Annotated in this window: 27 protein-coding genes and 2 tRNA genes; 14 read left to right on the top strand and 15 right to left on the bottom strand. The window is 62.1% G+C overall.

The window, feature by feature from the left end; translation table 11 throughout:
• Positions 1-116 precede the first annotated feature (116 nt).
• Positions 117-190, bottom strand: a tRNA-Phe gene (locus ACGYLY_RS12025).
• Positions 191-326: 136 nt separating this feature from the next.
• On the opposite strand from ACGYLY_RS12025, the gene ACGYLY_RS12020 reads away from it, so the two are divergent.
• From ACGYLY_RS12020 to ACGYLY_RS12000, 5 genes are all read left to right on the top strand, one after another.
• Entirely contained in the window at positions 327-452 is a 126-nt protein-coding gene (locus ACGYLY_RS12020; protein WP_395281380.1) for a hypothetical protein, read from the top strand.
• 49 nt (positions 453-501) lie between these two features.
• On the top strand, positions 502-927 hold the full coding sequence (locus ACGYLY_RS12015) for a hypothetical protein (RefSeq protein WP_395281381.1): 426 nt from the start codon (positions 502-504) through the stop codon (positions 925-927).
• A gap of 1 nt (position 928) precedes the next feature.
• Positions 929-1,885: an alpha/beta fold hydrolase gene (locus tag ACGYLY_RS12010; RefSeq protein ID WP_395281382.1), complete on the top strand. Its 957-nt coding sequence runs from the start codon at positions 929-931 to the stop codon at positions 1,883-1,885.
• Between the two features lie 109 nt (positions 1,886-1,994).
• Positions 1,995-2,132, top strand: a complete 138-nt coding sequence (locus ACGYLY_RS12005) for a hypothetical protein (RefSeq protein ID WP_231184818.1) — start codon at positions 1,995-1,997, stop codon at positions 2,130-2,132.
• Between the two features lie 283 nt (positions 2,133-2,415).
• A complete protein-coding gene (locus ACGYLY_RS12000) occupies positions 2,416-3,558 on the top strand; it encodes a hypothetical protein (RefSeq protein ID WP_395281383.1) in 1,143 nt (380 codons plus the stop codon).
• Here the strand turns inward: ACGYLY_RS12000 and ACGYLY_RS11995 are convergent.
• Together ACGYLY_RS11995 and ACGYLY_RS11990 are read right to left on the bottom strand one after the other, a co-directional pair.
• A complete protein-coding gene (locus ACGYLY_RS11995; RefSeq protein ID WP_395284118.1) occupies positions 3,469-4,782 on the bottom strand; it encodes a sodium-dependent transporter in 1,314 nt (437 codons plus the stop codon). The two genes, ACGYLY_RS12000 and ACGYLY_RS11995, sit on opposite strands and share 90 nt — an antisense overlap.
• A gap of 191 nt (positions 4,783-4,973) precedes the next feature.
• Positions 4,974-5,047 (bottom strand) — tRNA-Val (locus ACGYLY_RS11990).
• Between the two features lie 85 nt (positions 5,048-5,132).
• Between ACGYLY_RS11990 and ACGYLY_RS11985 the strand changes: the two genes are divergently transcribed.
• Together ACGYLY_RS11985 and ACGYLY_RS11980 are read left to right on the top strand one after the other, a co-directional pair.
• Entirely contained in the window at positions 5,133-5,402 is a 270-nt protein-coding gene (locus ACGYLY_RS11985; protein ID WP_395281385.1) for a hypothetical protein, read from the top strand.
• A 184-nt stretch (positions 5,403-5,586) separates the two neighbouring features.
• Positions 5,587-7,542: an ABC transporter ATP-binding protein gene (locus tag ACGYLY_RS11980; protein WP_395281386.1), complete on the top strand. Its 1,956-nt coding sequence runs from the start codon at positions 5,587-5,589 to the stop codon at positions 7,540-7,542.
• A 64-nt stretch (positions 7,543-7,606) separates the two neighbouring features.
• Here ACGYLY_RS11980 and ACGYLY_RS11975 read toward each other — a convergent pair whose 3' ends face one another.
• The 4 genes from ACGYLY_RS11975 to ACGYLY_RS11960 all read right to left on the bottom strand — a co-directional run bounded on the left by ACGYLY_RS11975 (position 7,607) and on the right by ACGYLY_RS11960 (position 11,143).
• Positions 7,607-8,185, bottom strand: coding sequence for a hypothetical protein (locus ACGYLY_RS11975; RefSeq protein ID WP_395281387.1), 579 nt, complete (start codon positions 8,183-8,185; stop codon positions 7,607-7,609).
• Positions 8,186-8,294: 109 nt separating this feature from the next.
• On the bottom strand, positions 8,295-9,137 hold the full coding sequence (otsB, locus tag ACGYLY_RS11970) for a trehalose-phosphatase (protein WP_395281388.1): 843 nt from the start codon (positions 9,135-9,137) through the stop codon (positions 8,295-8,297).
• Complete coding sequence (locus tag ACGYLY_RS11965; protein ID WP_395281389.1) at positions 9,134-10,636, bottom strand: trehalose-6-phosphate synthase; 1,503 nt, start codon at positions 10,634-10,636, stop codon at positions 9,134-9,136. Before ACGYLY_RS11965 ends, otsB begins: the two co-directional genes overlap by 4 nt.
• A 192-nt stretch (positions 10,637-10,828) precedes the next feature.
• Positions 10,829-11,143, bottom strand: coding sequence for a hypothetical protein (locus tag ACGYLY_RS11960; protein ID WP_395281390.1), 315 nt, complete (start codon positions 11,141-11,143; stop codon positions 10,829-10,831).
• 81 nt (positions 11,144-11,224) lie between these two features.
• Between ACGYLY_RS11960 and ACGYLY_RS11955 the strand changes: the two genes are divergently transcribed.
• Positions 11,225-11,962, top strand: coding sequence for a creatininase family protein (locus ACGYLY_RS11955; protein ID WP_395281391.1), 738 nt, complete (start codon positions 11,225-11,227; stop codon positions 11,960-11,962).
• A gap of 4 nt (positions 11,963-11,966) precedes the next feature.
• Here ACGYLY_RS11955 and ACGYLY_RS11950 read toward each other — a convergent pair whose 3' ends face one another.
• On the bottom strand, positions 11,967-12,428 hold the full coding sequence (locus ACGYLY_RS11950; protein ID WP_395281392.1) for a DUF5790 family protein: 462 nt from the start codon (positions 12,426-12,428) through the stop codon (positions 11,967-11,969).
• A 291-nt stretch (positions 12,429-12,719) separates the two neighbouring features.
• On the bottom strand, positions 12,720-13,052 hold the full coding sequence (locus ACGYLY_RS11945; RefSeq protein WP_395281393.1) for a dihydroneopterin aldolase family protein: 333 nt from the start codon (positions 13,050-13,052) through the stop codon (positions 12,720-12,722).
• 85 nt (positions 13,053-13,137) lie between these two features.
• Between ACGYLY_RS11945 and ACGYLY_RS11940 the strand changes: the two genes are divergently transcribed.
• From ACGYLY_RS11940 to ACGYLY_RS11915, 6 genes are all read left to right on the top strand, one after another.
• Entirely contained in the window at positions 13,138-13,746 is a 609-nt protein-coding gene (locus ACGYLY_RS11940; RefSeq protein ID WP_395281395.1) for a translation initiation factor IF-2 subunit beta, read from the top strand.
• 49 nt (positions 13,747-13,795) lie between these two features.
• The gene (locus tag ACGYLY_RS11935) at positions 13,796-14,014 is read left to right on the top strand and encodes a hypothetical protein (RefSeq protein ID WP_231184805.1); all 219 of its coding nucleotides are present in this window, start codon (positions 13,796-13,798) and stop codon (positions 14,012-14,014) included.
• Between the two features lie 61 nt (positions 14,015-14,075).
• A complete protein-coding gene (azf, locus tag ACGYLY_RS11930; RefSeq protein WP_395281396.1) occupies positions 14,076-14,822 on the top strand; it encodes an NAD-dependent glucose-6-phosphate dehydrogenase Azf in 747 nt (248 codons plus the stop codon).
• Between the two features lie 129 nt (positions 14,823-14,951).
• Positions 14,952-15,503 (top strand): NUDIX hydrolase, encoded by a 552-nt coding sequence (locus tag ACGYLY_RS11925; protein ID WP_395281397.1) that lies wholly within the window; start codon positions 14,952-14,954, stop codon positions 15,501-15,503.
• On the top strand, positions 15,500-16,018 hold the full coding sequence (locus ACGYLY_RS11920) for an NUDIX hydrolase (protein WP_395281398.1): 519 nt from the start codon (positions 15,500-15,502) through the stop codon (positions 16,016-16,018). The genes ACGYLY_RS11925 and ACGYLY_RS11920 overlap by 4 nt, the downstream gene beginning before the upstream one ends.
• A gap of 48 nt (positions 16,019-16,066) precedes the next feature.
• The gene (locus ACGYLY_RS11915) at positions 16,067-16,414 is read left to right on the top strand and encodes a rhodanese-like domain-containing protein (protein WP_395281399.1); all 348 of its coding nucleotides are present in this window, start codon (positions 16,067-16,069) and stop codon (positions 16,412-16,414) included.
• A gap of 100 nt (positions 16,415-16,514) precedes the next feature.
• Here the strand turns inward: ACGYLY_RS11915 and yciH are convergent, their stop codons facing one another.
• The 6 genes from yciH to ACGYLY_RS11885 all read right to left on the bottom strand — a co-directional run bounded on the left by yciH (position 16,515) and on the right by ACGYLY_RS11885 (position 23,034).
• On the bottom strand, positions 16,515-16,808 hold the full coding sequence (gene yciH / locus ACGYLY_RS11910; RefSeq protein WP_007979767.1) for a stress response translation initiation inhibitor YciH: 294 nt from the start codon (positions 16,806-16,808) through the stop codon (positions 16,515-16,517).
• A 65-nt stretch (positions 16,809-16,873) separates the two neighbouring features.
• Complete coding sequence (locus ACGYLY_RS11905; protein ID WP_395281400.1) at positions 16,874-19,111, bottom strand: DUF3488 and DUF4129 domain-containing transglutaminase family protein; 2,238 nt, start codon at positions 19,109-19,111, stop codon at positions 16,874-16,876.
• Entirely contained in the window at positions 19,108-20,151 is a 1,044-nt protein-coding gene (locus tag ACGYLY_RS11900) for a DUF58 domain-containing protein (protein WP_395281401.1), read from the bottom strand. The genes ACGYLY_RS11905 and ACGYLY_RS11900 overlap by 4 nt, the downstream gene beginning before the upstream one ends.
• Position 20,152: 1 nt before the next feature.
• Complete coding sequence (locus ACGYLY_RS11895; RefSeq protein WP_395281402.1) at positions 20,153-21,151, bottom strand: AAA family ATPase; 999 nt, start codon at positions 21,149-21,151, stop codon at positions 20,153-20,155.
• 243 nt (positions 21,152-21,394) lie between these two features.
• Complete coding sequence (locus ACGYLY_RS11890; protein WP_395281403.1) at positions 21,395-22,702, bottom strand: PQQ-binding-like beta-propeller repeat protein; 1,308 nt, start codon at positions 22,700-22,702, stop codon at positions 21,395-21,397.
• A 65-nt stretch (positions 22,703-22,767) separates the two neighbouring features.
• Positions 22,768-23,034 carry a hypothetical protein gene (locus ACGYLY_RS11885; protein WP_395281404.1) on the bottom strand — a complete coding sequence of 89 codons (267 nt, stop codon included), beginning with the start codon at positions 23,032-23,034 and terminating at the stop codon, positions 22,768-22,770.
• Between the last annotated feature and the right edge of the window lie 59 nt (positions 23,035-23,093).

Raw genomic sequence — 23,093 nt, 5'->3', positions numbered from 1 at the left:
AATATTAATTCTTAAAAATGTACATTAAAGTGCCGTTTCTGCTACCGGTCGAAACGAACGGTCCTTGGTTGACTCTTGTCCCATTTCTGCCGCTCAGGATGTTGTTCGCAGGAAAATGCCGCCTCCCGGATTTGAACCGGGGACAGCTCGATCTTCAGTCGAGTGCTCTCCCAGTCTGAGCTAAGGCGGCTCATCCTGGAAAAGGCGGATGGTACAAAAAAGGATTTCGAAATCCACCCGAGGAAAGCCGGACGGAGTGAAAACTGCTGACGCTCCCACAGACGGGTAACACAAGCCATTTATCCGTTCCTGTGTTACGAACTGACATGGGTGAACGTGCCTGCTATCTGGAGTTCTGCCCCGCCTGTGACGCGCCGGTGACGATGGCGGACGAGCGGTGTCCCGACTGTGGGGAGCCGCTTGCAGATTCCGCTTCGCACACACCGGATTGATTATACAACTTTTTATCATGAACCCTCCCGTCTCGCTTTCGGGGATAGCATGAACGATACAGATCTCGCCAGTCACGAATGGTGGGAACGGTACAAGGAGACGGTGAACAGCGACCCCGAGATGGAGGTCCGAGGCCACGACAAGTTCGACGACGACTTCTACGTCGAAATCGGCGACGAGCGATTCCTCATCGAGATGCGGGACGGTTCGATTCGTGAGATTCGACCGAACCCGACGTTGAACGACCGCTGGTCGTTCGGCGTCGAAGGCTCCCGCGAGGCGTGGGAGGAGTTCGTTCAGGAGAACCCGCCCGCGTTCAATCACGAAATCGTCGCGTCGCACTATCGCAGCGCGGTCAGGAACGAGGACGGCCATCTTCGGATGCGAGGGGACAACAAGAAGATATTCCAGAATTTGCGGGCGTTCCAGCGCGCGCTTGATTTGATGCGCGTCGCGCACAACGGGGGGAGCTAATATGGCGGAACACGGGACGATAGAGCCGATCACGGGCAAGTACGTTCACACGGACGTCGGCGGCGTGGACCACCGGATTTACTTCGAGGAGAACGGTCCCGAGGACGGCATCCCGCTCCTCTGTCAGCACACCGCGGGCAACAACTGTCAGCAGTGGCGGCATCTCCTCACGGACGAGGAGATCACCGAGGACTTCCGCGTCATCGCTCACGACTTGCCGTATCACGGGAAGTCGGTGCCGCCGACCAGCCAATCGTGGTGGGAGGAGGATTACACCATGACGGCGAAGAAGTTCACGGAGACGCTGGTCGCGCTCGCGGACGCGCTCGAACTCGACGACCCGATCTATATGGGGTCGTCGATGGGCGGCAACATCGCCCTCGAACTGGCCGATTGGTATCCCGACCGGTTCCGTGCGCTCATCGGACTGGAGTGTGGCGCACACAGCCCGGGGTTCTACATCGATTGGCTCGACCATCCGCAGGTCAACACCACCGAGGTGAACGCCTACTCCTGCTGGGGACTGATGGCTCCACAGAGCCCGGAGCAGAACCGACGGGAGACGATGTATCTGTACGAACAGGGGGCGAACGGCGTGTTCAAAGGCGATCTGTACTACTACTCGATGGACCACGACTACCGGGACAAACTCGACCAAGTGGATGCCGACGAATGTCCGTTGTACATCGTCAACGGCGAGTACGACTACCTCACCACGCCCGAGGACGGAACGGAGACGGCGGCGGGGGTCGGTGACGGAGCCACCGCCGTCGAGATGGCCCAGATCGGGCACTTCCCGATGAGCGAACACCCCGAGCTGTTCAACGCGTATCTGAAGGAGATTCTCGGCGACATTACCGGCGACAGGGACGGAACGCTCCCGGACGTTCTGGACCCCGACGACGTGGGAATCGAACTCCAACCACCCGCGCCCGCCCGGGAAACGTCGGCGGAATAACGCCGTCCTGTTTTACAACCTGTACGACCCTTTGGAAGGGAGTAAGCGGTGAATACCGCGGGCGGGAGAAAGCTTATTGCTACACGGTACCGCACTTCGAGATACCCAAATGGTGCAAGAGAACACCGATAGATGGGACGACTGCCTCGAACGCGAAATCGACGGCGGGGTCGAACTGTACGACCCCGAAAACGACGACGCGTGGATCTGGTCCGACCTCGGCGTCGAACTCTCGTGGGAAGCGTAATTCGGGATTGCCTCGCGGCGCTCCCGAGCAACGAGCGGTTACTGACCGGCCGACGCGAGTGCCTATCCCTCCCCTCCACCGCTGCATCACCTCCACTGCCCGTCGCCACTCGACTGCTCCCGTATCGACCGGTCTGATCTCCCATCTAACATTTCGCTAACTATCTAATCGGGCAACAAGAGAAAATATTTATCCTACCAATTGATGTGGACATGCAAACAGAACCGAACGAATTCTTACCCTCCACAACACCCCCGTTCGGATGCCCCTCCCCGCAATCACAATGCACGTATCATTCTTTGAACGCGAAACGCTCGATACTTCGACCTTCATCGTCCCCGGATTCCTCCTCGTAGGTATCCTCGAAACGTTGAACCGATACTTTCGGATCCTGTCCGGTTTGCAGCAGCCACACGTCGACGTACGGTGTTGCTGGCGACCCCTCGCCAACGCCGTTCTCGCCGGAAAGCCGATGTACGTCCGCCCGGCGGTGGACAATAAACCGCCGCTGTTCGAACTCCTCAACGTCGCCGTCGCGGCTACCGGACGATATCTGCTCGTCTTCTTCGTCCTCATCGGCATCGTCAACGCGTTTTCGGCCATCCTCCTCTGGCGGATCTGCGCCGAACGGAACGCCCCCCGCGTCGGATTGATGGCCGGACTACTGTTCCTGACGAGCGTCCCCGCGACCGGCGGTACCGTCATCAACGTCCGCTCGTTCGCCATCGCGGGCATCCTCCTCGCGCTGTGGTTCGATCACCCCCTCGCACGCGGTGTAACTATCGCCGTGGCGGGTCTGTTCTCCCAACACGCCGTGTTCGCCATCCCCGTTCTCGCCTACGACGGTCTTCGCTACCTCGAACGCGATGACTGGGTGGAATGGCTCGCGACGTTCGTCGCCGGTGGACTCGGCGTCGTCGCCGTCTCCTTCGGGTTCGTGTATCTCGCGTGGGGACCCGCGTCCTTTCAGGGCGCGCTCTACTGGTCGTTCGGTGCCGCGAAGAAGTACACCACCAACCCGGTCGTTCCGTCCCTCATCGGCGACACGAGTCGCTGGCTCGCCGCTCTCTACCGTTCGACCATCAAACACCTCTTCCTCCTCGTCCCCGCCGCGGCAGTCGTCTACCAACTCCTCACTGAACGCGGGTCGAAGCGCATCCTTCGCTCGACGAACGCCCCCGTCGTGACCGCAACCCTCCTCGCGTTCTCGATGACGATTCCCCTCTTCGTCCGCGCCTACCGCGCTTACTGGTTGTATCCGCTTCCGTTCCTCGCCCTCCTCGCGAGTATCGGCTACCAGCAACTCTTCACGCTCGGACGGGTGGAGTACCTGTCCTCAGACGAGATGAATGCCGAAGAACGTCGTCACGCTGATCACGAGCGTCATCGTAACCGCAATCAGCACGACGATACGGACGTGCCATAGCCAGTATCTCGGCAGGAATCGCTCGTGGAGACCCTCCCCGAGTTCCGACATCGCTTCTCGACCGTACACCCATCCGACGAAGACGGTCACGAGGAATATTCCGACCGGCAGTAACACTTCGCTTGCAAACGAGTCATACAGTTCCAGCGTGTTCGTGTTCAATGCGGTCGGCAGGCCGAAGAGGAACGCGGCGAGGCCGAGTCCGCCGGCGATGACCGGCCGTCGAACGTCGAAGTTGTCCACGAAATACGCGGTCGGTATTTCGAGCAGGCTGATGGACGACGAGAGGGCGGCGATGAGGACCACGAAGTAGAACACGACGCCGAACGCTTCGCCGATCGGCAGTGTTCGGAACGCGTTCGCGATACTCACGAAGATGGCTCCCGCCCCGGCCTCTCCCGGCTTCACGTTCTGTGCGAACAGCAGCGGGAACACGGTCAGTCCGGCCAAGTAGCCGACCAACGTGTTCACGATGACGACGGCAAACCCATCCGTAACGAGGCTGTCGGACTCCTCGACGTACGAGGCGTACGTTATCATTATCCCCGAACCGAGCGACAGCGTGAACAGCACCTCACCGATAGCGGACGGGATGAGCGTGTCGAGGTTTGCGAAGAGATAGCCGAAGTCCGGGTTGAGGAAGTAGTCGTATCCTGCACCCGACCCCGGAAGCGTCACCGCGTAGATGGCGAGCCCGACCATCAGAACGACTATCGACGGAACCATCACTTTCGTCGCGAGTTCGATACCTCGCTCGATGCCGAACGTCACGATTCCCACCGTAATGAGCAAAAAGACGGCGGCGAAGGCGACCGCATCCAGTCCGGCGGCGGCGAATTCGAAGTGCGAGGCCGGATGGCCGAAGTACGCTCCGCCCGGACTCTCGATGAGATAGCGAATGACCCACCCGCCGACGACGCTGTAGTATGCCAGCACCCAAAACGACGCTATCGCGGCGATAACGCCTGCAACCTTCCAAACGCTCCCGCCGCGTCCGTACGCGTCCACGACGTTTCGATGTGCCCGCCGTCCGATCGTGAACTCCGCGAGCATCGCAGGGAGCCCGATGATGAGCACCGCGACGAAATCTGCGAGGAGAAACGCCGCCCCACCGTTCTGTGCCGCCTCGTACGGAAACCGCCAGATGTTGCCCAACCCCACCGCGCTCCCGATAGCGGCCATGATGAACCCGAGCCGCGACGTCCAATGTTCTCGAGGTGTTATTCCCTCTCGAACACCCCCGATTACAGTGTCAATACTTGTCACGAGATATGCACACTATTAGCATGACAATACCTTTGTTGACCGATTTCTCGAAAGTCCGGAACCGAAAACGACGGATTCTGCTCCTCTTTTCGCTTCTACGAATCTTCCCTACGTCATGTCCTGATGCGGCAACTCCTCGCAAAATTCGATGGGTTCGGGCGGATTCGAACCACCGACCTCGGCCTTGTAAAGGCCGCGTCATAACCAACTAGACCACGAACCCGTACCCGGGAAAAATCGCTCCGGAGGAATAACTGTTACTTTCTCCGTTTCGTAACGACTACCACGCTCGCTAGCAATCCGCAAGTATGGACGATACGCTCTCCGCGCTCGGCGAGCAGGACGGTTGGAAGGTGGACGGATTCGCCGCCCGCGTACACTATCGCGGCGCTGACGACTTCTACAGCATCGAGTACTACCAACCCAGCGACTGCGTCATCTACTGGAAAGTGAAGGGGGACGGTGACGTGGCGGTTCCGGTTGGGCGCAACACGGTGCCCGACCCGCTTCGTGACCGCGTGCGCATGGATTTGACCGAGGCCGGTATCGACCCCGACGTCGAAGCCCGCAAGTTGTAACGCCGTACGATCGTATGCGTGTCGGCAGCGAGTGAACTGCTTCGTCTCCGCATTTTCCTTACATCTGCCCGAATATTTATGCACGAATCGGCCGCACCATGTGTCGGTGAAAACACGAACCTGCGAGTGAGTGTTTCGATTCGTAGGAAACTCTTATCAATACGGTGTCCCTTGAGAGAGAACAATGAGCATACACGCAGACGAAGACGACCCGTTCGAGGAACAACGGGAAAACGCCGACAACCCGATGCGGCGTCTGTTCTTCGAATACGGGGGCGAGAATCGGCTCGCCTTCGTCGTCGGGGTCCTCTCCAGTTTCTTCGCCCGGATTCTCAACCTCTTACCGCCGATAATTCTCGGTGTCGCCCTCGACTCGCTAATCTCCACTGAAGAGCAAATTCCCTATTCGAAAGCCCTCTCCGGACAAGTCCCGTTTCTGTCCGTGAACGCGGCACGCCGGATTACGCCGCCCACCGAAACCGGTCAGTTCTGGTTCTCCGTCGTCGTTATCGGAATCGCGTTCGGCGTGGGGGCGATGTTCCACTGGGGACGTAACTGGGGCTGGAACTCGTTCGCCCAGAACATCCAGCACTCCGTTCGGACCGACACGTACGACAAGATGCAGCGACTCGACATGGAGTTCTTCTCGGACAAACAGACGGGGGAGATGATGTCCATCCTCTCGAACGACGTGAACCGATTGGAACGGTTTCTCAACGACGGGATGAACTCCGCGTTTCGTCTGGGTGTGATGGTCGTCGCCATCGCGGCTATCCTCTTCACCATCAACTGGCAACTCGCGCTCGTGGCGCTCGTTCCGGTGCCGCTCATCGCGCTGTTCACCTACAAGTTTATCCAGATAATCCAGCCGAAATACGCGGACGTGCGCTCCTCCGTCGGCGAGGTCAACTCCCGACTCGAGAACAACCTCGGCGGGATTCAAGTCATCAAGACCAGCAACACGGAGTCGTTCGAATCCGACCGCGTCGAGGACGTGTCGGGCGACTACTTCGGCGCGAACTGGGACGCCATCGTCACTCGCATCAAATTCTTCCCGTCCCTGCAGATTCTCTCGGGTCTGGGGTTCGCCCTGACGTTCGTCGTCGGCGGTCTTTGGGTATTCCGCGGCGGGGCTCCGTGGTTCTTCTCGGGGGACTTGGGTCCCGGCGAGTTCGTCACGTTCATGCTCCTCACCCAGCGGTTCATCTGGCCCATGGCGCAGTTCGGATCCATCATCAACATGTACCAGCGCGCGTACGCCTCCAGCGCCCGCATCTTCGGCCTGATGGACGAACCGAGCCGGATTCAGGAGGACCCGAACGCGGAGGACCTCGTCGTCACGGAGGGCGAAGTCGTCTACGACGACGTGACCTTCGGCTACGACGAGAGCGAAACCATCGTGGAGGACATCACCTTCGAAGTCGAGGGCGGCGACACGCTGGCACTCGTCGGCCCCACCGGCGCGGGCAAATCCACCGTCCTCAAACTCCTCCTCCGCATGTACGACGTGAACGAGGGAGCGATCCGCATCGACGGCACCGACCTCCGCGACGTGAGTCTCCCCAGCATCCGGCGGAACATCGGCTACGTCAGTCAGAACACCTTCCTGTTCTACGGGACGGTCAAGGAGAACATCGAATACGGGACGTTCGACGCCACGGACGAGGAAATCGAGGAGGCCGCGAAAGCCGCCGAGGCACACGAGTTCATCAGTAACCTGCCCGACGGCTACGACACCAAAGTCGGGGAACGCGGCGTGAAGCTTTCCGGCGGCCAACGACAGCGTATCTCCATCGCCCGCGCCATCCTGAAGGACCCGGAGATCCTCATCCTCGACGAGGCGACCAGCGACGTGGACACCGAGACGGAGATGCTCATCCAGCGCAGTCTCGACAAACTCACCGAGGACCGCACGACGTTCGCCATCGCCCACCGCCTCTCGACGATCAAGGACGCGGACAAGATCGTCGTCCTCGAAGGCGGCAAAATCGTGGAACGCGGTCGCCACGACCAACTCATCGCGAACGACGGCCTGTACGCTCACCTCTGGGGCGTGCAAGCCGGAGAAATCGACGAACTACCACAGGAGTTCATCGAACGCGCCGCCCGTAGAACGGCACGAACGGACGCTAACGACTGATCACGATCGGGCATCGACCGCCGGCGACTGACCGCGGCGGTTCGCATCCGCATCGCCTCGGCGGCTATCGTCGACCGCGGTGATAGCGCCGTCCGCCTTTTTCGACCTGCAAATCCCCTTGTCGGGTGAGCGCGGCGTCCGTCCGCCATTCGTACTGTCGTATCTCGTCGTCGCGTTGCCGTCGTCGCTGCTCCGTTCGCTCCCTGACCAACTGTCGTCGTCGTTTCCACTCCGGGTCACGGGGGCCGCCGTACTTCGGTATCTCCCCCGTCTCCTCTTTCCGCGTCTCTTCTTCCTCTTTCCTTTCACCCTTCGATTCCGCCTCGGATTTTCGGACCTCTATTTCCCGTCCCCCCTCGTCGTTTTCTTCCCGCTCGTGTTTGGGAATCCGACTTCCGTACCGGCCACGATACGAGGAGGACCCCACCGGGCGTTCAAACTCACCTTCCGGCGGCCGTCTTCCTTCGTATCGTGCCGACCCCGCTGGCGGGTGAGGTCGCTCCTCGTGAGATTCCCCTTCGTGCCGTCGCTCTTCATGTGAACGCCCTTCGTGTCGTTCCTCCGATCTCGATGCGTCGTCCGCCTCCCCTCCGGTGGCTCGCCCCTCTTCTGCTTCTCGCCCGGTGTTCTCGTCGGGTACCATTGGCTCTCTGCCCCAGAATATTCACAAAACCGAATAAACCGGCGTGACCGTTCAGACGGTTCGGTTCCTCCGTCACCGGTTTCGTGACGGGTAACGGTGGGTTTCCCCGCTACTGCGTCGATGCCGTGTTCACCGTCGGCTCGGAGTGAAGGAACTCGACACCGTACTCGGCCAACCACGAGAGCGTCGTCCGTACCGCCGCGGGGTCGGCGACCCGATAACTCGCCATCGTCGGTGGTTCGTGTCCGACTTTGACCCCGAGTCCCGTCTCGGGAAGGACGTGGAACGCGTCCTCGTCGGTTCTGTCGTCGCCGATGTAGAGCGGGAGCCACGTCTCGTCGTCCGGTACACGCCGATCGTAGAGCCAGCGAATCGCTCGGCCCTTGTGCCACTCCACGTCCGGTCGCAGTTCGATGACCTGCTTTCCGGTCGTAACGCGCACGTCGGCAGTATCTTCGACGGTATCACGCACCGCTTCACGAACCTCCGGGACTCGCTCCTCGCTCGCGAGCCGATAGTGAACCGACGCGGTGACGCCTTTGTCCTCGACGAACGCTCCCTCCACGTCGGCGAGTTTCCCGTCGAGGGACGAGGTGAGACGGGCGATGTCGTCCGCGGCATCCTCGGCAACCGGATGCGTATGTCGTTCGCCGTCGGTACTGATCTCCAACCCGTGGTTTCCCGCGTAGGAGATGCCGTCGATATCGACCCGTTCCCGCAGGTCGTCCAACCCGCGGCCGCTGACGATGCCGACTTGGACGTCCTCAGAATCCCGAAGTGCTTCGATGACCTCTCGGGTCGCAGGCGGGAGTCGAACATCGTCAGGGTGCTCCTCTATCGGCGCGAGCGACCCGTCGAAATCGAACATGGCCAACATGCCGTCCGTGTCCCGCAATCGCGTCACCAGCGCATAGAGGTGATGACGGAGCGGGTCGGGTACGTCGTCGCTCATTGTCGTCGTAGTGATTTCGACGCCACTTCACGACCTCGTTGAATCGCTTCGATGGTCCGGAACTGGGTGTTCATCCACGCGTACACATCGTTCGAATGCACTTGTTTCCTGAGGCCGTGCATCCGTCGTTCCCGATCCGATTCGGGAAGCGTAAGCGCGCGTTCGATCGCATCAACGAACCCCTTCGTATCGTGTGGATGGACCGACACCGCCTCGTCGCCGAGTTCCTCGTCCGCACCCGCTAGCTCGCTCAGGAGGAGTACCCCCGAATCCTCGACTTGGGAGGCGACGAACTCCTTCGCCACGAGGTTCATCCCGTCCCGCCGAGCGCTGACGATGCAGAGGTCAGCCTCGCGGTACAGCGCCGCCAAGCCCTCCTTCGGCAGGTGTTCGTTCAGGTAGACGATGGGCGTCCACTCGTCGGTTCCGAAGCGGTCGTTGATGCGGTCAACTTCGTCTTCGACCTCCGCCTGTAACTCGCGGTACGCGTCGATTTGGGTCCTGCTCTCGCTCGCCTTCTGAACGTACGTGAACTCGCCGCGCCACTCTGGGTGCTGGTCCCAAAACCGCTCCAATGCGGCCAGTCGTTCGGGGATTCCCTTCGTGTAATCGAGCCGTTCGACGCCGACTGCGACCGCTTCGCCGAGTTCGTGCTCCCGTCGGAACTCCCGCCAGAACGTCGTCGCATCCTTTGACGTGGCGAGTTCCCGTCGTCCGTCCGCGTCGATACCGAGCGGGAAGGGACGAACGAACGTCCGTCTCCCCTCGTAGACGACGCTCCGAGTCGCCCTGTCCACTCGGGTTCCCGGCAGCATCGCGGCACAGTCGAGGAAGTTCTGACAGTAGCGTTCCGTGTGAAACCCGAGGAGGTCGTTCGCCAGCAACCCGTCGAGGAGCCGTTCGTACTGTGGGCACGCCTGGAACGCGTCCCAAGAGGCCCACGGAATGTGCCAGAACTGCATGCAGAACGCGTCCGGACAGTTCTCCCGAACCATCCGGGGTGCCACCCCGAGATGATAGTCTTGGAACCAGATCAGCGACTCCTCGGTCGCTTCGTCGGCGATGGCGTCCGCGAACGCACGGTTCGCCTGCCGATAGTGGTCCCAGAACGTCGTCTCGGTGTTCATTTTCGACGGGTAAACGTGACAGATGGGCCAGAGAACTTGATTGCTGTAGCCGTAGTAGTACCCCTCGACCCGTTCCTCGTCGAGTTCGACTCGTCGGAGGTCGTACGCTGGCGACTCCGGCGGGACCCGAACGCTCCCGTTCTCGTTAGTCACGTCGAAGTCCGCGTTTCCGCTTCCCCACGCGACCCACGTACCGCCGGCGGACTGCATTACGGGGTCGAGTGCCGAGGTAAGCCCACCCGCGGGACGGGTGACGGTGATCTCCCCGTCTTCACGTACGTGACTGTACGGTTGTCGATTCGATGCGACTATCAGTTCCCGGTCCCCGAGGAGCGAGGAGACCGTTTCCGCCGTCACTTGGTCCCCTGTCATGATTTCGTTCGTGACCCGTGGTCGAGACTTGCATGTCTGTATTCGCTGTTCATCAGTTGTCGGTTGGTCGTGACTCCGACGAATAAGGCAGTCGTCCGTTCAACTGGTTTCGCCCTAAAAAACGATGGTAACGAGCGCCTACGCCACTCGTAGCGAAAGCCTATCCTGAAGAAATCACTCCTTGCGTCCGGTTCAGAACGACTCCTGATCCGGGTCCTCCTCGGAGGTTTCCACGCCCCCCGCCCCGCGGTCCGTGTACCGTTGGCGACCGACCGCATCGCTATCCGCCATGTTGAGTATCGACTGTCGTACGTCGTCCGGTGACTCGTACGTCTCGTTGAGCGGTCCGATGACCTCTTCGAAGGTTTCGGAGCCGTTCGGATAGCCGATTTCGTACTCGCCGTACTCCGAGACGAGTTCGTCCACGTCCGCGGGATAGTCGTGGTCGTCCAGTTTCTCGCTCAGTTCCCCCAACTCCACGCCCTGTTCTCGTTCACGATCGGACATGGGAACGACGACAGCGGTGAGTCAGTAAGTCCTTCCGGCCGACCCGGCGATTACAAGGGGCTTCCCGCCCACGAAATCGATATGCATCTCTCCGACGCGACGTGGACCGACGCCGACGACGTGGAGACGGACCTCGCGCTTCTCCCCGTCGGAAGCACGGAACAGCACGGCCCGCACGCACCGCTCGGAACCGACTGGCTGAACGCCGACGTGGTCGCGGACGCGGGCGCGTCGGCCTACGACGGCGAGGTGGTCGTCGCCCCGCCGATTGCCGTCGGCGTGAGCGAGGAACACCGCCAGTTCACGGGCACGCTGTGGGTGTCGGAGGACACCTTTCGCCGGTACGTCCGCGAGACGGTCGCCAGCCTCGCCCATCACGGATGGGACCGGGTCGTCATCGTCAACGGCCACGGCGGCAACGTGGCCGCGCTTCGGGAAGTCGCGGGGACCATCACCCGCCACGACGAGGCCTACGCCGTCCCGTTCACGTGGTTCGAGGCGGTCGGTGACCACGGGAGCGACATGGGCCACGCCGGACCGCTCGAAACCGCGTTCCTCCGCCACACCCGCCCGGAACTCGTCCACGAGGACAGAATCGAGGACGCCCGCGAGGGCGCGAGCGACGGCTGGGGCGAGTGGGTATCCCACACCAACCTCGCCTACGACAGCGCGGAGTTCACGGAAAACGGCGTCGTCGGCGACCCGACGGACGGCGACGAGGAGCGCGGGGAGGAACTGGTCGAACTGGCGACGCGATCGCTGGTGAAACTGCTCGCGGCGGTCGAATCGCGGGACGTCGCTCGCCCCGACCACGAGTAGACACTTACTCTTCGTCTTCCTCTTCTTCTTCCTCGTCCGCCGCTTCCGCCTCGCCTTCGTCCGCGTCCTCCTCGTTCTCGGCTTCCAACTCCTCCAGCGACCCCTTCAGGCTCGGAATCGTACTCGCCAACTCGCCGACCTGCTCGCGGGCGTCCTCGATATCCGAGATGGCCGCGTCGATGGTCTCTATCTCCTCTTCCAGGTCGTCCGCGTCCTCGAACGCTTCGGCTCGCTGCCCCATCGCGTACCACTTCTTCGCGTCGTGGAGGTGTTCTTCCGCGTCGCCCACGTCGAGTGCCGACCGAAGCGCGTTGAGGGCCCCGAGCGTGTTCTCGGCGTCCGTCTTCCAGACGGCTTCGACGGCGGGCAGTTCTTCGCGGGCCGCCGCGAGGTTCTCCTCGACGTCCTCCCGCATTTCGTTCGCCGCTTCGCCGAACAGTTCATCATCGAAGGAAGCTTGGCTCATGTCGGTTGATTGGACGGGATTGCATTTAAAAGATAACCCGAAACCGGAAGTGAAACTCCACCTTTTGCTGCGCGGAAATCGCGGCGCAGCCGCGATTCTGCTGGCAAAATCTGGACCGAAACCTCGGTGCTCCCTCGACTCACGGCTCACTGGCGTTCGCCGTTCGTTTCCGTCCGCGCCGAGTCCGCTCGCTCCTCCGTCGCTCGCGGCGGGGTTGCTAGTTCTCGGCGGAAAGTCGGACGGCCTATCGCTCACGTTCGTTCGCTGGCCGAATTCGGTGTTTCACTCCTCTCAAATCGACTCGATTTTCATCAGCGGGTAGCCGTCCTCCATCTCCATTCGAGTGACGACTTCGGTTCCCTCGTGGTCGACGACGATTTCGACTTCCATGAACCGGCCTGTTAACTCGGTGTACCCATGGTCGATTTCGTCCGCGAGTTTTTCGGTTAGGATGTTCACTTCGACCGATTCGCAGAACGGTTGGTTCTCGATGCTCTCCTCGATTGCGCGTTCCAGACTGTCGGCGCTCTCGGGGCTGACGGGCGTCCCCGCGAACTGGTGATACAGCGCGCCGAACTTGATTCCGGCTTCGAAACAGGCGGCGTCTCGGGTCGTCGGTTCCATGGCCGAGACGAGGTCTCGGGGGGTTAAAGTTCGTGATGACATGGAACACGGAGAACCTTTACGTCTTCACCTCTCAACGAAGAATATGGATTACAATTCAGCCCTCGACAGAGGCATGGACGCCGTTCCGGAGCTCGAAACGAGCGACGAGCGGTTCAGCTATCCCGACCCGGCCGTACAGAAGGACGGGTCGTTCACGCGACTGACCAACTTGGACGACATCGCCGACGCCCTTTCGCGGGACGGCGAGCACGTTCACAGCGCGCTCCAGCGCGAACTCGGTACCAGCGGGAAGTACGAGGACGGCCAAGCGCGATACAGCGGGTCGTTCACGGAGTCCGACTTCAACACCGCGCTGGACGAGTACGTGGAGGAGTTCGTCATCTGTTCGGAGTGCGGCCTGCCGGACACGCGACTCGTGCGCGAGAACCGCAACCTCATGCTCCGCTGTGACGCCTGCGGTGCGTTCCGCCCGGTCACGAAACGAACCACGACGAACCGAACGCAACAGCGCGACGCCGTCGAAGAGGGTCGGACCTACGAGGTCAAAATCACCGGCACCGGACGCAAAGGCGACGGGGTCGCCGAACGCGGCGAGTACACGATTTTCGTCCCCGGCGCACAGAAGGGCGACGAGGTCCAGATTTACGTCGAGAGCGTCCGCGGCAACCTCGCGTTCTCCCGTCTCGCCTGAGCGGACTCCCAACGAAAGCTTCTTTTGGACCACGTTCGGATGAACGAGCATGTACGAATCGCTCCTCGAACTCGGCGTGTTCGCGCTGTACGTCGCCGGGTCGGGACTGTTGACGGTTCTCGGCGCACTGACGGAATATCAGGGGATCCAGAACGCACTCTCCGGCGATAACATGATGGCGCTGTGGTTCGTCTGGATGGGAACCGTCGCGCTCATCGCGGGCGTCATGCTCGCCCGTGACAAGGTTCTCCGCCGCGTCACCGCCTAAGTCCCCCATCCCACCCGAAAACCGTATGGTACTTATCGGGGTTGTGCCTCTAGCCGATTGAATGGACGATCCCGTTCTGCTCACGGGTTCCGAGGGCCGCGTCGGGTCGGCGATTCTCGGCGACCTCGAATCGAAGTACGAGTGGCGATTGCTCGACCGAGAACCACCAGCGGCGGAACCGTCTCACGAATTCTTCGTCGCGGACATCACCGACTACGACGCCGTGTACGAGGCGGTGGACGGCGTCGGTGCGATAATCCACCTCGCCGGGGACCCTCGCCCGGAAGCGCCGTGGAACAGCGTGCTCGGAAACAACATCGACGGTACCCACACCATCCTGCAGGCGGCGGTCGATGCGGGCGTCGAGAAGTTCGTCTTCGCCTCGTCGAACCACGCCGTCGGCGCGTACGAAACCGACGAGCGGAAACCCGACCTCTACCGGACCCACGACGAGTTCCGATTGGACGGCACCGAACTCCCCCGTCCGAGCAACCTGTACGGCGTCAGCAAGGCGGCGGGCGAAACGCTCGGCCGATACTACCACGACGAGTTCGGCATCAGCGTCGCCTGCGTCCGAATCGGCAACCTGACCGAGGGCCACCCGCCGATAGATTACGAGCGCGGACAGGCCATGTGGCTCTCCTACCGCGACTGTTCTCACCTGTTCGATTGCTGTCTGACCGCCGACTACGGCTACGAAATCGTCTACGGCATCTCGGACAACGACCGCAAATACTACTCCATCGAACGGGCACGCGAGGTGCTGGGCTACGACCCACAGGACAACTCGGCCCACCACGACGACTGACTTCGTTACCTCCCGCTTCCCCCTCGTCATCCCGCTTACCCCCTTCGTCCGTTTCTCTTCGTCCTCCACCTTCCCCTCCGCTTTCTCCCACCAGTTCGATTTTACCCACGCGTCACATCGGTTGCGACGATGACCGACGACTGGCGCGACCACGACTGGCCGGTGCTCGAATCCGAAGCCGAGTACGAAACCGGCTGGTACACCGGCGGCTACGACCTCGTGGAACAACCCGACGGGACGACGAAGAAATACTACTGGGCGGACCTCCCGCCCGCCGTCGTCATCCTCGCCGTCGAGGACGGACGGGTCGTCTTCGTCGAGCAGTACCGTCCCGCGATTCGAAAGGCCTGCTTGGAGTGTCCCGCCGGTATCGTCGAGGACGGCGAATCCTACACGACCGCCGCCGCCCGCGAACTCCGCGAGGAAACCGGGTTCGAGGCGGACGGCCTCTCGCTGCTCGAAACGTTCTGGGTGGCGACCGGCGTCCTTCGGCACGAACGCGGCATCGTCTTCGCGGAGGGGCTGACCCCCGTCGAACGGGAATTGGACGACAACGAGTTCCTCTCGGTGCGGACGATTCCGGTCGAGGACGCCCTCGCCGCCGCCCGCGAGGACCCGGCCAACGATGCGACGATAGAAGCGCTCCTCCTCGCGGAGGCGGAGAACCTGCTCGACCCATGAACTGGAAACTCCGCGCGCGACGCGGCCTGTCGCTCCTCGGGCACGCGGTCGGTTACGACACCCTCGAACGTCCGGACGGGAAGCGGGTTCGACGGAGTTGGTTCGACCCGCCGGACGCCGTCGCAATCGTGGCCCGAACGGGCAACGAACTCGTCCTCATCGAGGAGTACCGCCCGCGACTCGGCGAGCGAGTGCTCTCCTGTCCGGCGGGTCGAATGGACCCCGGCGAATCCTACGAGAGCGCCGCGAAACGCGAACTGTACGAGGAGACCGGCTATCGGGCAACGAACGTCGAACTCCTCGAAACGTACTATCCGTCGGCGGGTATGCGAAAACAGCGGGCGGTCGTCTTCGCGTCCGGCCTCTCGCCGGGCGACCAACACCTCGAATCGGACGAGTTCATCGACGTTCGGACGGTTCCCGTCTCCGACGCCATCGACGAAGTTTGCTCCGGGCCGACGTGCGGATGGGGACTTCCGCCGCTTCTTCTCGCACGCGAGGAAGGGTTGCTGTAGGGTTCCCAACCGGGTGGCTTATTCTTCCGGCACCCATAGCCTCGGCCGATGGATGCGGAAATTTCCACGGACGACGTGCACGAACTGGTCGAGTCCGACGAGGACGTTCGAATCGTCGATATCCGACCGGAACCACAGTTCGAGAGCGGGCACATTCCCGGAAGCGAGAACATCCCGTTCCACACGCTCCCCGACCGAATTTCCGAGTTGGACGGTGCCGACCGCGTCGTCACCGTCTGTCCCCTCGGCAAATCGAGCGTACAGGCCGCCCGACTCATCGGGTCGTACGAGGGCGTCCCGACTGACACATCCGTAGAGAGCATGGCCGGCGGCCTGAGCGACTGGGAGTACGATCTCGAATCGGCGGCCGACGCCGAACACGACGCGCCGTTCTGAGGTCGGATCTTCGTCTTCGGGTGCGGGAGTGACACCTCTCGACGCTTCGAAGACGGCTGAAGAATGAACGTGTAGTTGTATTCGGCCGACGGGCGCTTCGTCAGGCGACGTTGAACCCGCGGTCGCGGAGGAAATCCTCGACGCGCCCGGTATGGTTTCCTTGAAGTTCTATCTGACCCTGTTCGACCGTGCCACCGCAGGCAAACTTCGATTTCAGGTCCGAAGAGAGACTGTCGACGTCCACGTCTTTCGGGTCAAATCCTTCGATTATCGTTACCTCTTTTCCATAACGGCGCTCGTCGATGCGGATGGTGATCTGCTGGGATTCTTTTGCGACGTCTTCACAGACGCAAAGTTCCTGAGGCAGCCCGCACGTCGAGCAGACTTCCGACATTACGCATGGGGCTACGAAACCAACCTATTAAACATTGTCGGGTGTGTTGCCATATCGAACGGTGATTAGCCGTTCGTTCCGCCCCGACCCGCCCCGCGGACGATGTCGTTTACGAGCGACACGGCCTCGTCCGCGTTATCGCGCGTCACTTCGCCCGCGTACCGGGTCTTTTCGTACAACGACCCGACACGTTTTGCCCGCTCGTCCACGCCGACGTGCGAGAGCGAACTGATGTACTCGCGCGGCGTCTCCCCCGGGCGGCGCTTTCGATGCTTGCGCGACAGGTGGTACTCCAGCCTGTCGAACGCCCGTTCGACGTCCGAGTCCGGTTCGTCCCGCGGTTGCCAGCGCACCCACATGCTTCGATACGCGCGCTCGGCCAGTCCCGTCCGTCTCCCGATGAGCAACAGTCCGAGGAGCAACAGACCTGCGTAGAGGACCTGCGATTTCGAAGGCGGTTCGATGTGAATCCCGCCACCGCCAGTGCTCGCGTTCGTCGTCGTGGTGGTGCTCGTTGGACCGTTCGTGCCGATACCCGGATTGTTCCCGTTGCGGCGTTCGGGGACCGCCCCGCCCGTCGACCCGTTCGAGGTGTCGTTCGTCTCCTCGGACGTGGTGGGCGTGGGCGTCGTGGTCGTCGGTGTCGTGGTCGCGGGCGTCGTGGTCCACGTTCCGTTTTCGCTTCCCGCCGCGTCGATTCCGGTTTTTCCGTTCGTACGTGCGGTTTCGACTATCGACTGCTCGGTATCGACGCGCTCGTCGGTGGGTGTCGGGTCGAACCGGACCCATCCCGTGTCGGGGAAGTACACTTCGACCCACGCGTGCGAGTCGAGGCCGCGAACCACCCATGTATCCTCGCTCGTCCGCTGTCCGGAGGTGTAGCCGGTGACGAACCGCGCAGGAATCCCTTGCGTGCGGAGCATGACGACCATCGACGTCGCGTAGTAGACGCAGTATCCCTCGTCCATGTCGAAGACGAACGAGTCGGCGACGTTTCCGTTCGGCCGCTCCACGTCGAGCGAGTACTCCTTGTTCGTTTCCAACCACTCTTCGATGGCGACGGCCTCGTCGTAGGGGTTTTCCGCGTCGTTCGTGATTTCGGCCGTCCGCTCTTTCAACCGCTGTGACGTGCTTCCGGGAACGTGGGTGTACCGCTGTCGAACGTCGCTCGGGTAGTCGGTTCCGGCGTTCCGCAGCGTGCTCGGGATTTTGCTCGGAACCTGACTGACGACGCTGTAGGACTGGTTCTTCGTCAGCGGTTGTTTCGGTGAGAGGCTTCCGCTGCTACTGATTCGCGTGTTGCCCCGCTGATTCCCGAGGACCCGAATCGGCTTCCACGCGGCGGGCATCGCGTCGGCTCGGGTCGCTTTGACCGTGAACGTCTGCCGAATCTCGTAGGAGCTTCCCGGCGGCGGCGACTGCCGTTCGTAGGCGCTGCTGCCGCTGGTTTGAATCCAACCCTTTCCTGTGTAGCGGTCGTAGGACGCGACCTTCCAGTATCCCGAGTCGCTCGCGGTAACGGTGTACTGCACTTTCGGCGACAGTTCGATGCTCCCCTGTATCGAGAGCCGTGCGCTGTTGCTGACGAGGCCACCGCCACCGCCCGACCCGCCGCCGGTGTTCGACAGTATCGGACTCGCGCGTCCGCCGGGGACGACGCTCATCGTCGCCGAGAGGAGTATCATCGCGACCAGCGCGACGACCAACACGTCTATCTGACCGACGGTTCCGCCGTACCGCGCCATCGTCCCGAAGGCGACGATACCGAGCGCACCGAGCATCCCCGCGAGCGTCACGAGCGAACCGGCATCACCCGTGAGGACGAAAAAGGCGAGCGCGATGCCACCGCTCGCCGCCGCGAGTACGTATCGGCGGCGGCAGACGAGATACCACGGGACGAAGACGGTGGCAGGTGCGACACCCAGCGCCCACGCGCCGACCTTCCGCATCTCCAGAATCGAGAGGCCGGTCAACAGGGCGATGTTGTCCGCGAGAATCTGTCCGGCCTGCGAAATCACGTTGACTCCGCCCGGTATAGTCGCGTAGTAGGTGAACATCCCGCCGACGAACAACACCGTTCCGACGGCGAACGCGACCCACACCGGCAGTTTTCGCGCCAACAGGGTCGCCCCGACGAACGCACCGGCGGCCAACAGGAGGAGGTCCCCTCTGTCGCCCGCGATGTTCGCGATGTCGTAGAGGATGGTCAGATACGACCCGATGAGGACGGCGGTCGAAACCATCGCGAGCCCTCGATACGGAACCGTGACGCCGCCGAATTCGAAGCCCTCCGCTGTACTCATCGGTTCTCACCTCCGTCCGCACGGGCAACTCCGTCCGCACGAGGTGTTTCCGGCGCGGACGTCCCTCCGTCACCCGAGATGAACCGGTCGAACGACATCCTGTCGCCGCCCCACTCGATTTCCGCGCTTTCCCGCTCCGTCGGTCCCCGGACGAGGACGTCCGCTCGCGCTCGCTCGCGCTCGTGAACCCGTCCGCTCTCCATGCGCGCGAGCAGGGTGAGTATCTTCGTCTGCTGTTCCGGCACGCCGGACGGGGCGACGCGGCCTTCCGGCGTCGTCACGCCGACGGAGACGCCGCCGTCGAGGAGGGCCGACGCGATGCTGGCGGCCGCGTCCGCCACCGAATCGACGCGACCCGCGTCCGCATCGGCCGCGATCTCTATCCGTTTGCTCTCCTCCTGTGCTTCGAACTGCCGGACGAGCATCTCGCCCGTCGGCCGCTTCGCGCTCGACTTCCAGTGAACGTCCCGGAGCGGGTCGCCGGTTCGATACTCCCGTAGTTGCTCGAACTCGCGTCGGGCCGCGCTCACGTGGCTGTCTTCGAGCGCTTTGACCGTCGTGTCGCCGCTCACCGGCTCTATTCGCGGAAAGACGAGGATGGTCTCCCGTATCTGATGGGTGAACGTCCGCTCGAACAGGCCGAACACGTCCTTCGCGACGACGCGAACCGGTCCGATGGACTGCTCGCCGCGCTCGGCGAGGCGTACGTCGAACTCGACCGCCGTCTCGCCGATGCTCGTCTCCTTTGGCCCGCCGTCGTATTCGAGTCCGTCGCCGAGTTCCAACTCGACCGTTCCGGCGAACGGGTCGGGTGCGGTGAAGTCGAGTGCTACGGTCGCCTCCTCCTCGCGCGACCCGACGCTCGGCGCGGACACGTCGAGTCCCGGGTGCGTCGTCCGTTTCAGTTGGACGTACCCCACGACCAGTGCCACCAGAATCGGCCCGACGACGGCGTTCAGCGACCGTGCGCCGAACGTCCACGCCAGCAGGAACCCGGCGACACCGACGGCGACGAAGGTCGCGCCACGTCGCGTCAGCATCTCACTCCACCGGGACGTTGTCGAGGGCGTTTTGAACCATCTTGCGCCCCTCTTCGCCGCCCATGACGCCGGAACTACCTCGGATGCGGTGGGCGAGGACGACTTCCGCTTCGGCCTTCACGTCGTCCGGGATCACGTAATCGCGGCCGTTGAGGACGGCCCGCGCCTGCGCCGCGCGGAGGAGCGAAATCGACCCGCGCGGACTCACGCCGAGTTGACTGCGGTCTCGGGTGTAGTTGGCGAGTCGGGTGACGTACTCCCGAACAGGTTCTCGTACCGTTACTTTCGTGATGGTCGCCCGCGCCCGCCGGATGTCGCTCGCGCTCGCAATCGGGTCGAGTCGGCGAATTGGATGTTCGCCGACGACACGCCGGAGGACTTCGGATTCGTCCTTCGGGTTCGGATAGCCGAGCGAGAGTTTCTTCATGAACCGGTCGATTTCGGCGACCGGCAGTTCGTAGGTTCGGTCCTGTTCGATGGCGTTCTGCGTGGCGATGACGGTGAAGGGATTTGGGACGTCGTGGGTTTTCCCGTCTATCGTCACCTGCTCTTCCTCCATCGCTTCGAGGAGGGCGGATTGCGTTTTCGGCGGCGCGCGGTTGATCTCGTCCGCGAGAACGACGTTTCCGAATATCGGTCCGGGTTGGAAATCGAACTCGTTCGTCTTCTGGTTGTAGATGTTGACGCCGGTCACGTCGGACGGGAGGAGGTCGGGCGTGAACTGCACGCGCTTGAACGAACAGTCGATGGAGCGCGCCAACGAGCGGGCGAGCATCGTCTTTCCGACGCCGGGAACGTCTTCGAGAAGGAGATGGCCGCGCGCGAGAATCGTCGTCAAAATGTGTTCCGCGACGTCGTGCTGACCGACGATAACGTGTTCGATGTTGTCGATGATGCGTCCTGTCAAATCCGCCGCGTCCTCGACCGAAAGTGGGTCCGCAAATTCGTCTGTGGGTCGCTCTACAGGGGTCGGCTCGGGGTCTTTGTTAGCTTCCTTCATGCTATGAATGCGCTATTGAGTCGAAACGGGTCCTGATGGGCAGTGAAAACGCTGCTCCTGCGTCTTCCTCGTTACACGTACTATGGGGGCGTGCCTTTGTAACTTTTGTCGCTATTCGAAGAGGTGTTCCAGTTACCGTTGAATACTTTGTGGATTGGTCTTTCAACCGAAACGACAAATAGGGCAGGGTACTCCGTCTAACATGATTTCAAGGGAACAGTCCGGAACGAAAGGACAAGTCGGTTATCCAACCACGCAGTGTCCCGCTATTTCCGTGTCGCACTCGCCGACCGCAAACAGCCGACCGGCGTTCGAGTTGACGAAGACGAGTTCGTCCGCGACTGCCGGGGAACTCCGAGAATATCTGTTCCGTCCGAGCGCGAACTGTCCCCGCGTTTCGCCCGTCTTCGTGTTCAGAACGAACGTTCGACCGTACATCGTTTTCCGCTGCTCGTAGCCGTTCACGTAGACCGAATCTCCGGCGACGACGGGTGTCGTTCTGAGGTCGATTCGTCGTTTTTCCGACCCGCCGAACGTCCACACGCGCTCACCGGTTTCGACGCGACGAGCCACGAGGTTGAACTCCCCGATGTGATACACCAGTCCGTCGGCCACCGCGAAACCGGAATCCGCCCACCGCGGGCCGATTCGTTTGCGCCACAGTTCGGTCCCGTTCGTCGGGTCGAACGCGCCCAGATAATCGCGGTCACTGCGTCCGTCGTTGAGGCCGGAAAACAGCCGTCCGTCGGCGATGGTCGGGGTACCGTTCACGGGAATCCGTCGCCGCCATAGCTCTTCCCCAGTTCGCACGTCCAACGCCACGAGCCACCCGTTCGGATACCGGAACGGCACGTACACCACGCCGTCGGCGGCCGACAGTTGCCACATCCCGTCGAGTTCGGGGAACTCGGTCCGCCAGCGTTCGCTCCCGTCGTTCGGGTCGATTCCGTATACGGTCTCGACTTCCCCTCGCTCGTCGTACGACGTACTGTAGGTCCCCGCGATGACTACGTCGTCCGTCACGACGGGCGACACCACGTCCGGCGTCTGTTGTGACTCGTAGAGGTTGTCGAACGTCCACCGGACGGTTCCGTCCGTCCCCACCGCCTTCAGTCCCGGTTTCGTCTGCACGTAAACCGTATCGCTGTCGAGAACGAGGGAGTCCGAGGCGTAGAAGTAGTAAAATTCGTCCGAACGAAACAGTTCGGTCTTCCACCGTGATTCACCGCTCCCCGCGTCGAACGCTTCGAGCCACGCGCCACCCGCATCCGATTCGTTCGTCGTGCTTTCGCGGGAATAGACGGTGTAGACCCGCCCGTTTCCGACGACTGGCGAGGCCTGCAATGCGCCCCCGTCCGGTCGGTCGCGGTGCCAAACCTCGTACAGCGAAGTCGTGGGACCCTCGATCTTCGAACGGCCGGTATGTGCATTGTCGATGGCACTGCGAGGCCACGTCCCGGTCGTCGCGGGCGGGTCGAACGTCACGCACCCTGACAGCGCGGCGAGGGTGGTCCCGGCGGCGGCGAGAAACGAGCGTCGGTCGGAGGGCATCGTCGAATCGCTCTCGACCGCTCGGAATAAGTCTTCTCGAACGACGGTCACTTCGCCGGCGGACCTCACCACTCCTTGCAGTCGGCACAGACCATCCCGTCCTCGTCGCGCCAGCGTTTCTCGACCGTGGACCCACAGCACGCACACGCCGCACCCGTCGGCGTCCAATCGTACGTCGCTCGGGCGGGTTCGACTTCGGGAACCTCCGCCGATTCGTCGACTTCGGGAACCTCCGCCGACTCCTCCCGTTCACTCGGTTCTCCCGCTTCTTCCGTTTCATCCGACTCGCCCGTCTTCCCGGCGAAATCCGAGAGCGACCTATCCTCTGACACGTTCCCGCCTACGAAGCGCCCGGTCGTAAGCGTGACGGAGCATCCAAGTACCCCCGGTA

Source organism: Haladaptatus sp. CMAA 1909 (genome assembly GCF_043952005.1).
GTDB lineage: Archaea > Halobacteriota > Halobacteria > Halobacteriales > Haladaptataceae > Haladaptatus.
The sequence above is the reverse complement of the archived record's forward strand: the minus strand, read 5'-3'. Positions and strand labels throughout refer to the sequence as shown.

Excerpts from the sequence above, each read along its gene's own strand:
- ACGYLY_RS11955 (WP_395281391.1), top strand. The coding sequence starts at position 11,225 with ATGCATCTCTCCGACGCGACGTGGACCGACGCCGACGACGTGGAGACG.
- azf (WP_395281396.1), top strand. The coding sequence starts at position 14,076 with ATGGACGATCCCGTTCTGCTCACGGGTTCCGAGGGCCGCGTCGGGTCG.
- ACGYLY_RS11925 (WP_395281397.1), top strand. The coding sequence starts at position 14,952 with ATGACCGACGACTGGCGCGACCACGACTGGCCGGTGCTCGAATCCGAA.
- ACGYLY_RS11915 (WP_395281399.1), top strand. The coding sequence starts at position 16,067 with ATGGATGCGGAAATTTCCACGGACGACGTGCACGAACTGGTCGAGTCC.
- ACGYLY_RS12020 (WP_395281380.1), top strand. The coding sequence starts at position 327 with ATGGGTGAACGTGCCTGCTATCTGGAGTTCTGCCCCGCCTGTGACGCG.
- ACGYLY_RS11905 (WP_395281400.1), bottom strand. The coding sequence starts at position 19,111 with ATGAGTACAGCGGAGGGCTTCGAATTCGGCGGCGTCACGGTTCCGTAT.
- ACGYLY_RS11935 (WP_231184805.1), top strand. The coding sequence starts at position 13,796 with ATGTACGAATCGCTCCTCGAACTCGGCGTGTTCGCGCTGTACGTCGCC.
- ACGYLY_RS11980 (WP_395281386.1), top strand. The coding sequence starts at position 5,587 with ATGAGCATACACGCAGACGAAGACGACCCGTTCGAGGAACAACGGGAA.
- ACGYLY_RS11895 (WP_395281402.1), bottom strand. The coding sequence starts at position 21,151 with ATGAAGGAAGCTAACAAAGACCCCGAGCCGACCCCTGTAGAGCGACCC.
- ACGYLY_RS12005 (WP_231184818.1), top strand. The coding sequence starts at position 1,995 with ATGGTGCAAGAGAACACCGATAGATGGGACGACTGCCTCGAACGCGAA.
- ACGYLY_RS11950 (WP_395281392.1), bottom strand. The coding sequence starts at position 12,428 with ATGAGCCAAGCTTCCTTCGATGATGAACTGTTCGGCGAAGCGGCGAAC.
- otsB (WP_395281388.1), bottom strand. The coding sequence starts at position 9,137 with ATGAGCGACGACGTACCCGACCCGCTCCGTCATCACCTCTATGCGCTG.
- yciH (WP_007979767.1), bottom strand. The coding sequence starts at position 16,808 with ATGTCGGAAGTCTGCTCGACGTGCGGGCTGCCTCAGGAACTTTGCGTC.
- ACGYLY_RS12000 (WP_395281383.1), top strand. The coding sequence starts at position 2,416 with ATGCACGTATCATTCTTTGAACGCGAAACGCTCGATACTTCGACCTTC.
- ACGYLY_RS11965 (WP_395281389.1), bottom strand. The coding sequence starts at position 10,636 with ATGACAGGGGACCAAGTGACGGCGGAAACGGTCTCCTCGCTCCTCGGG.
- ACGYLY_RS12010 (WP_395281382.1), top strand. The coding sequence starts at position 929 with ATGGCGGAACACGGGACGATAGAGCCGATCACGGGCAAGTACGTTCAC.
- ACGYLY_RS11900 (WP_395281401.1), bottom strand. The coding sequence starts at position 20,151 with ATGCTGACGCGACGTGGCGCGACCTTCGTCGCCGTCGGTGTCGCCGGG.
- ACGYLY_RS11960 (WP_395281390.1), bottom strand. The coding sequence starts at position 11,143 with ATGTCCGATCGTGAACGAGAACAGGGCGTGGAGTTGGGGGAACTGAGC.
- ACGYLY_RS11975 (WP_395281387.1), bottom strand. The coding sequence starts at position 8,185 with ATGGTACCCGACGAGAACACCGGGCGAGAAGCAGAAGAGGGGCGAGCC.
- ACGYLY_RS11945 (WP_395281393.1), bottom strand. The coding sequence starts at position 13,052 with ATGGAACCGACGACCCGAGACGCCGCCTGTTTCGAAGCCGGAATCAAG.
- ACGYLY_RS11920 (WP_395281398.1), top strand. The coding sequence starts at position 15,500 with ATGAACTGGAAACTCCGCGCGCGACGCGGCCTGTCGCTCCTCGGGCAC.
- ACGYLY_RS12015 (WP_395281381.1), top strand. The coding sequence starts at position 502 with ATGAACGATACAGATCTCGCCAGTCACGAATGGTGGGAACGGTACAAG.
- ACGYLY_RS11940 (WP_395281395.1), top strand. The coding sequence starts at position 13,138 with ATGGATTACAATTCAGCCCTCGACAGAGGCATGGACGCCGTTCCGGAG.
- ACGYLY_RS11985 (WP_395281385.1), top strand. The coding sequence starts at position 5,133 with ATGGACGATACGCTCTCCGCGCTCGGCGAGCAGGACGGTTGGAAGGTG.
- ACGYLY_RS11890 (WP_395281403.1), bottom strand. The coding sequence starts at position 22,702 with ATGCCCTCCGACCGACGCTCGTTTCTCGCCGCCGCCGGGACCACCCTC.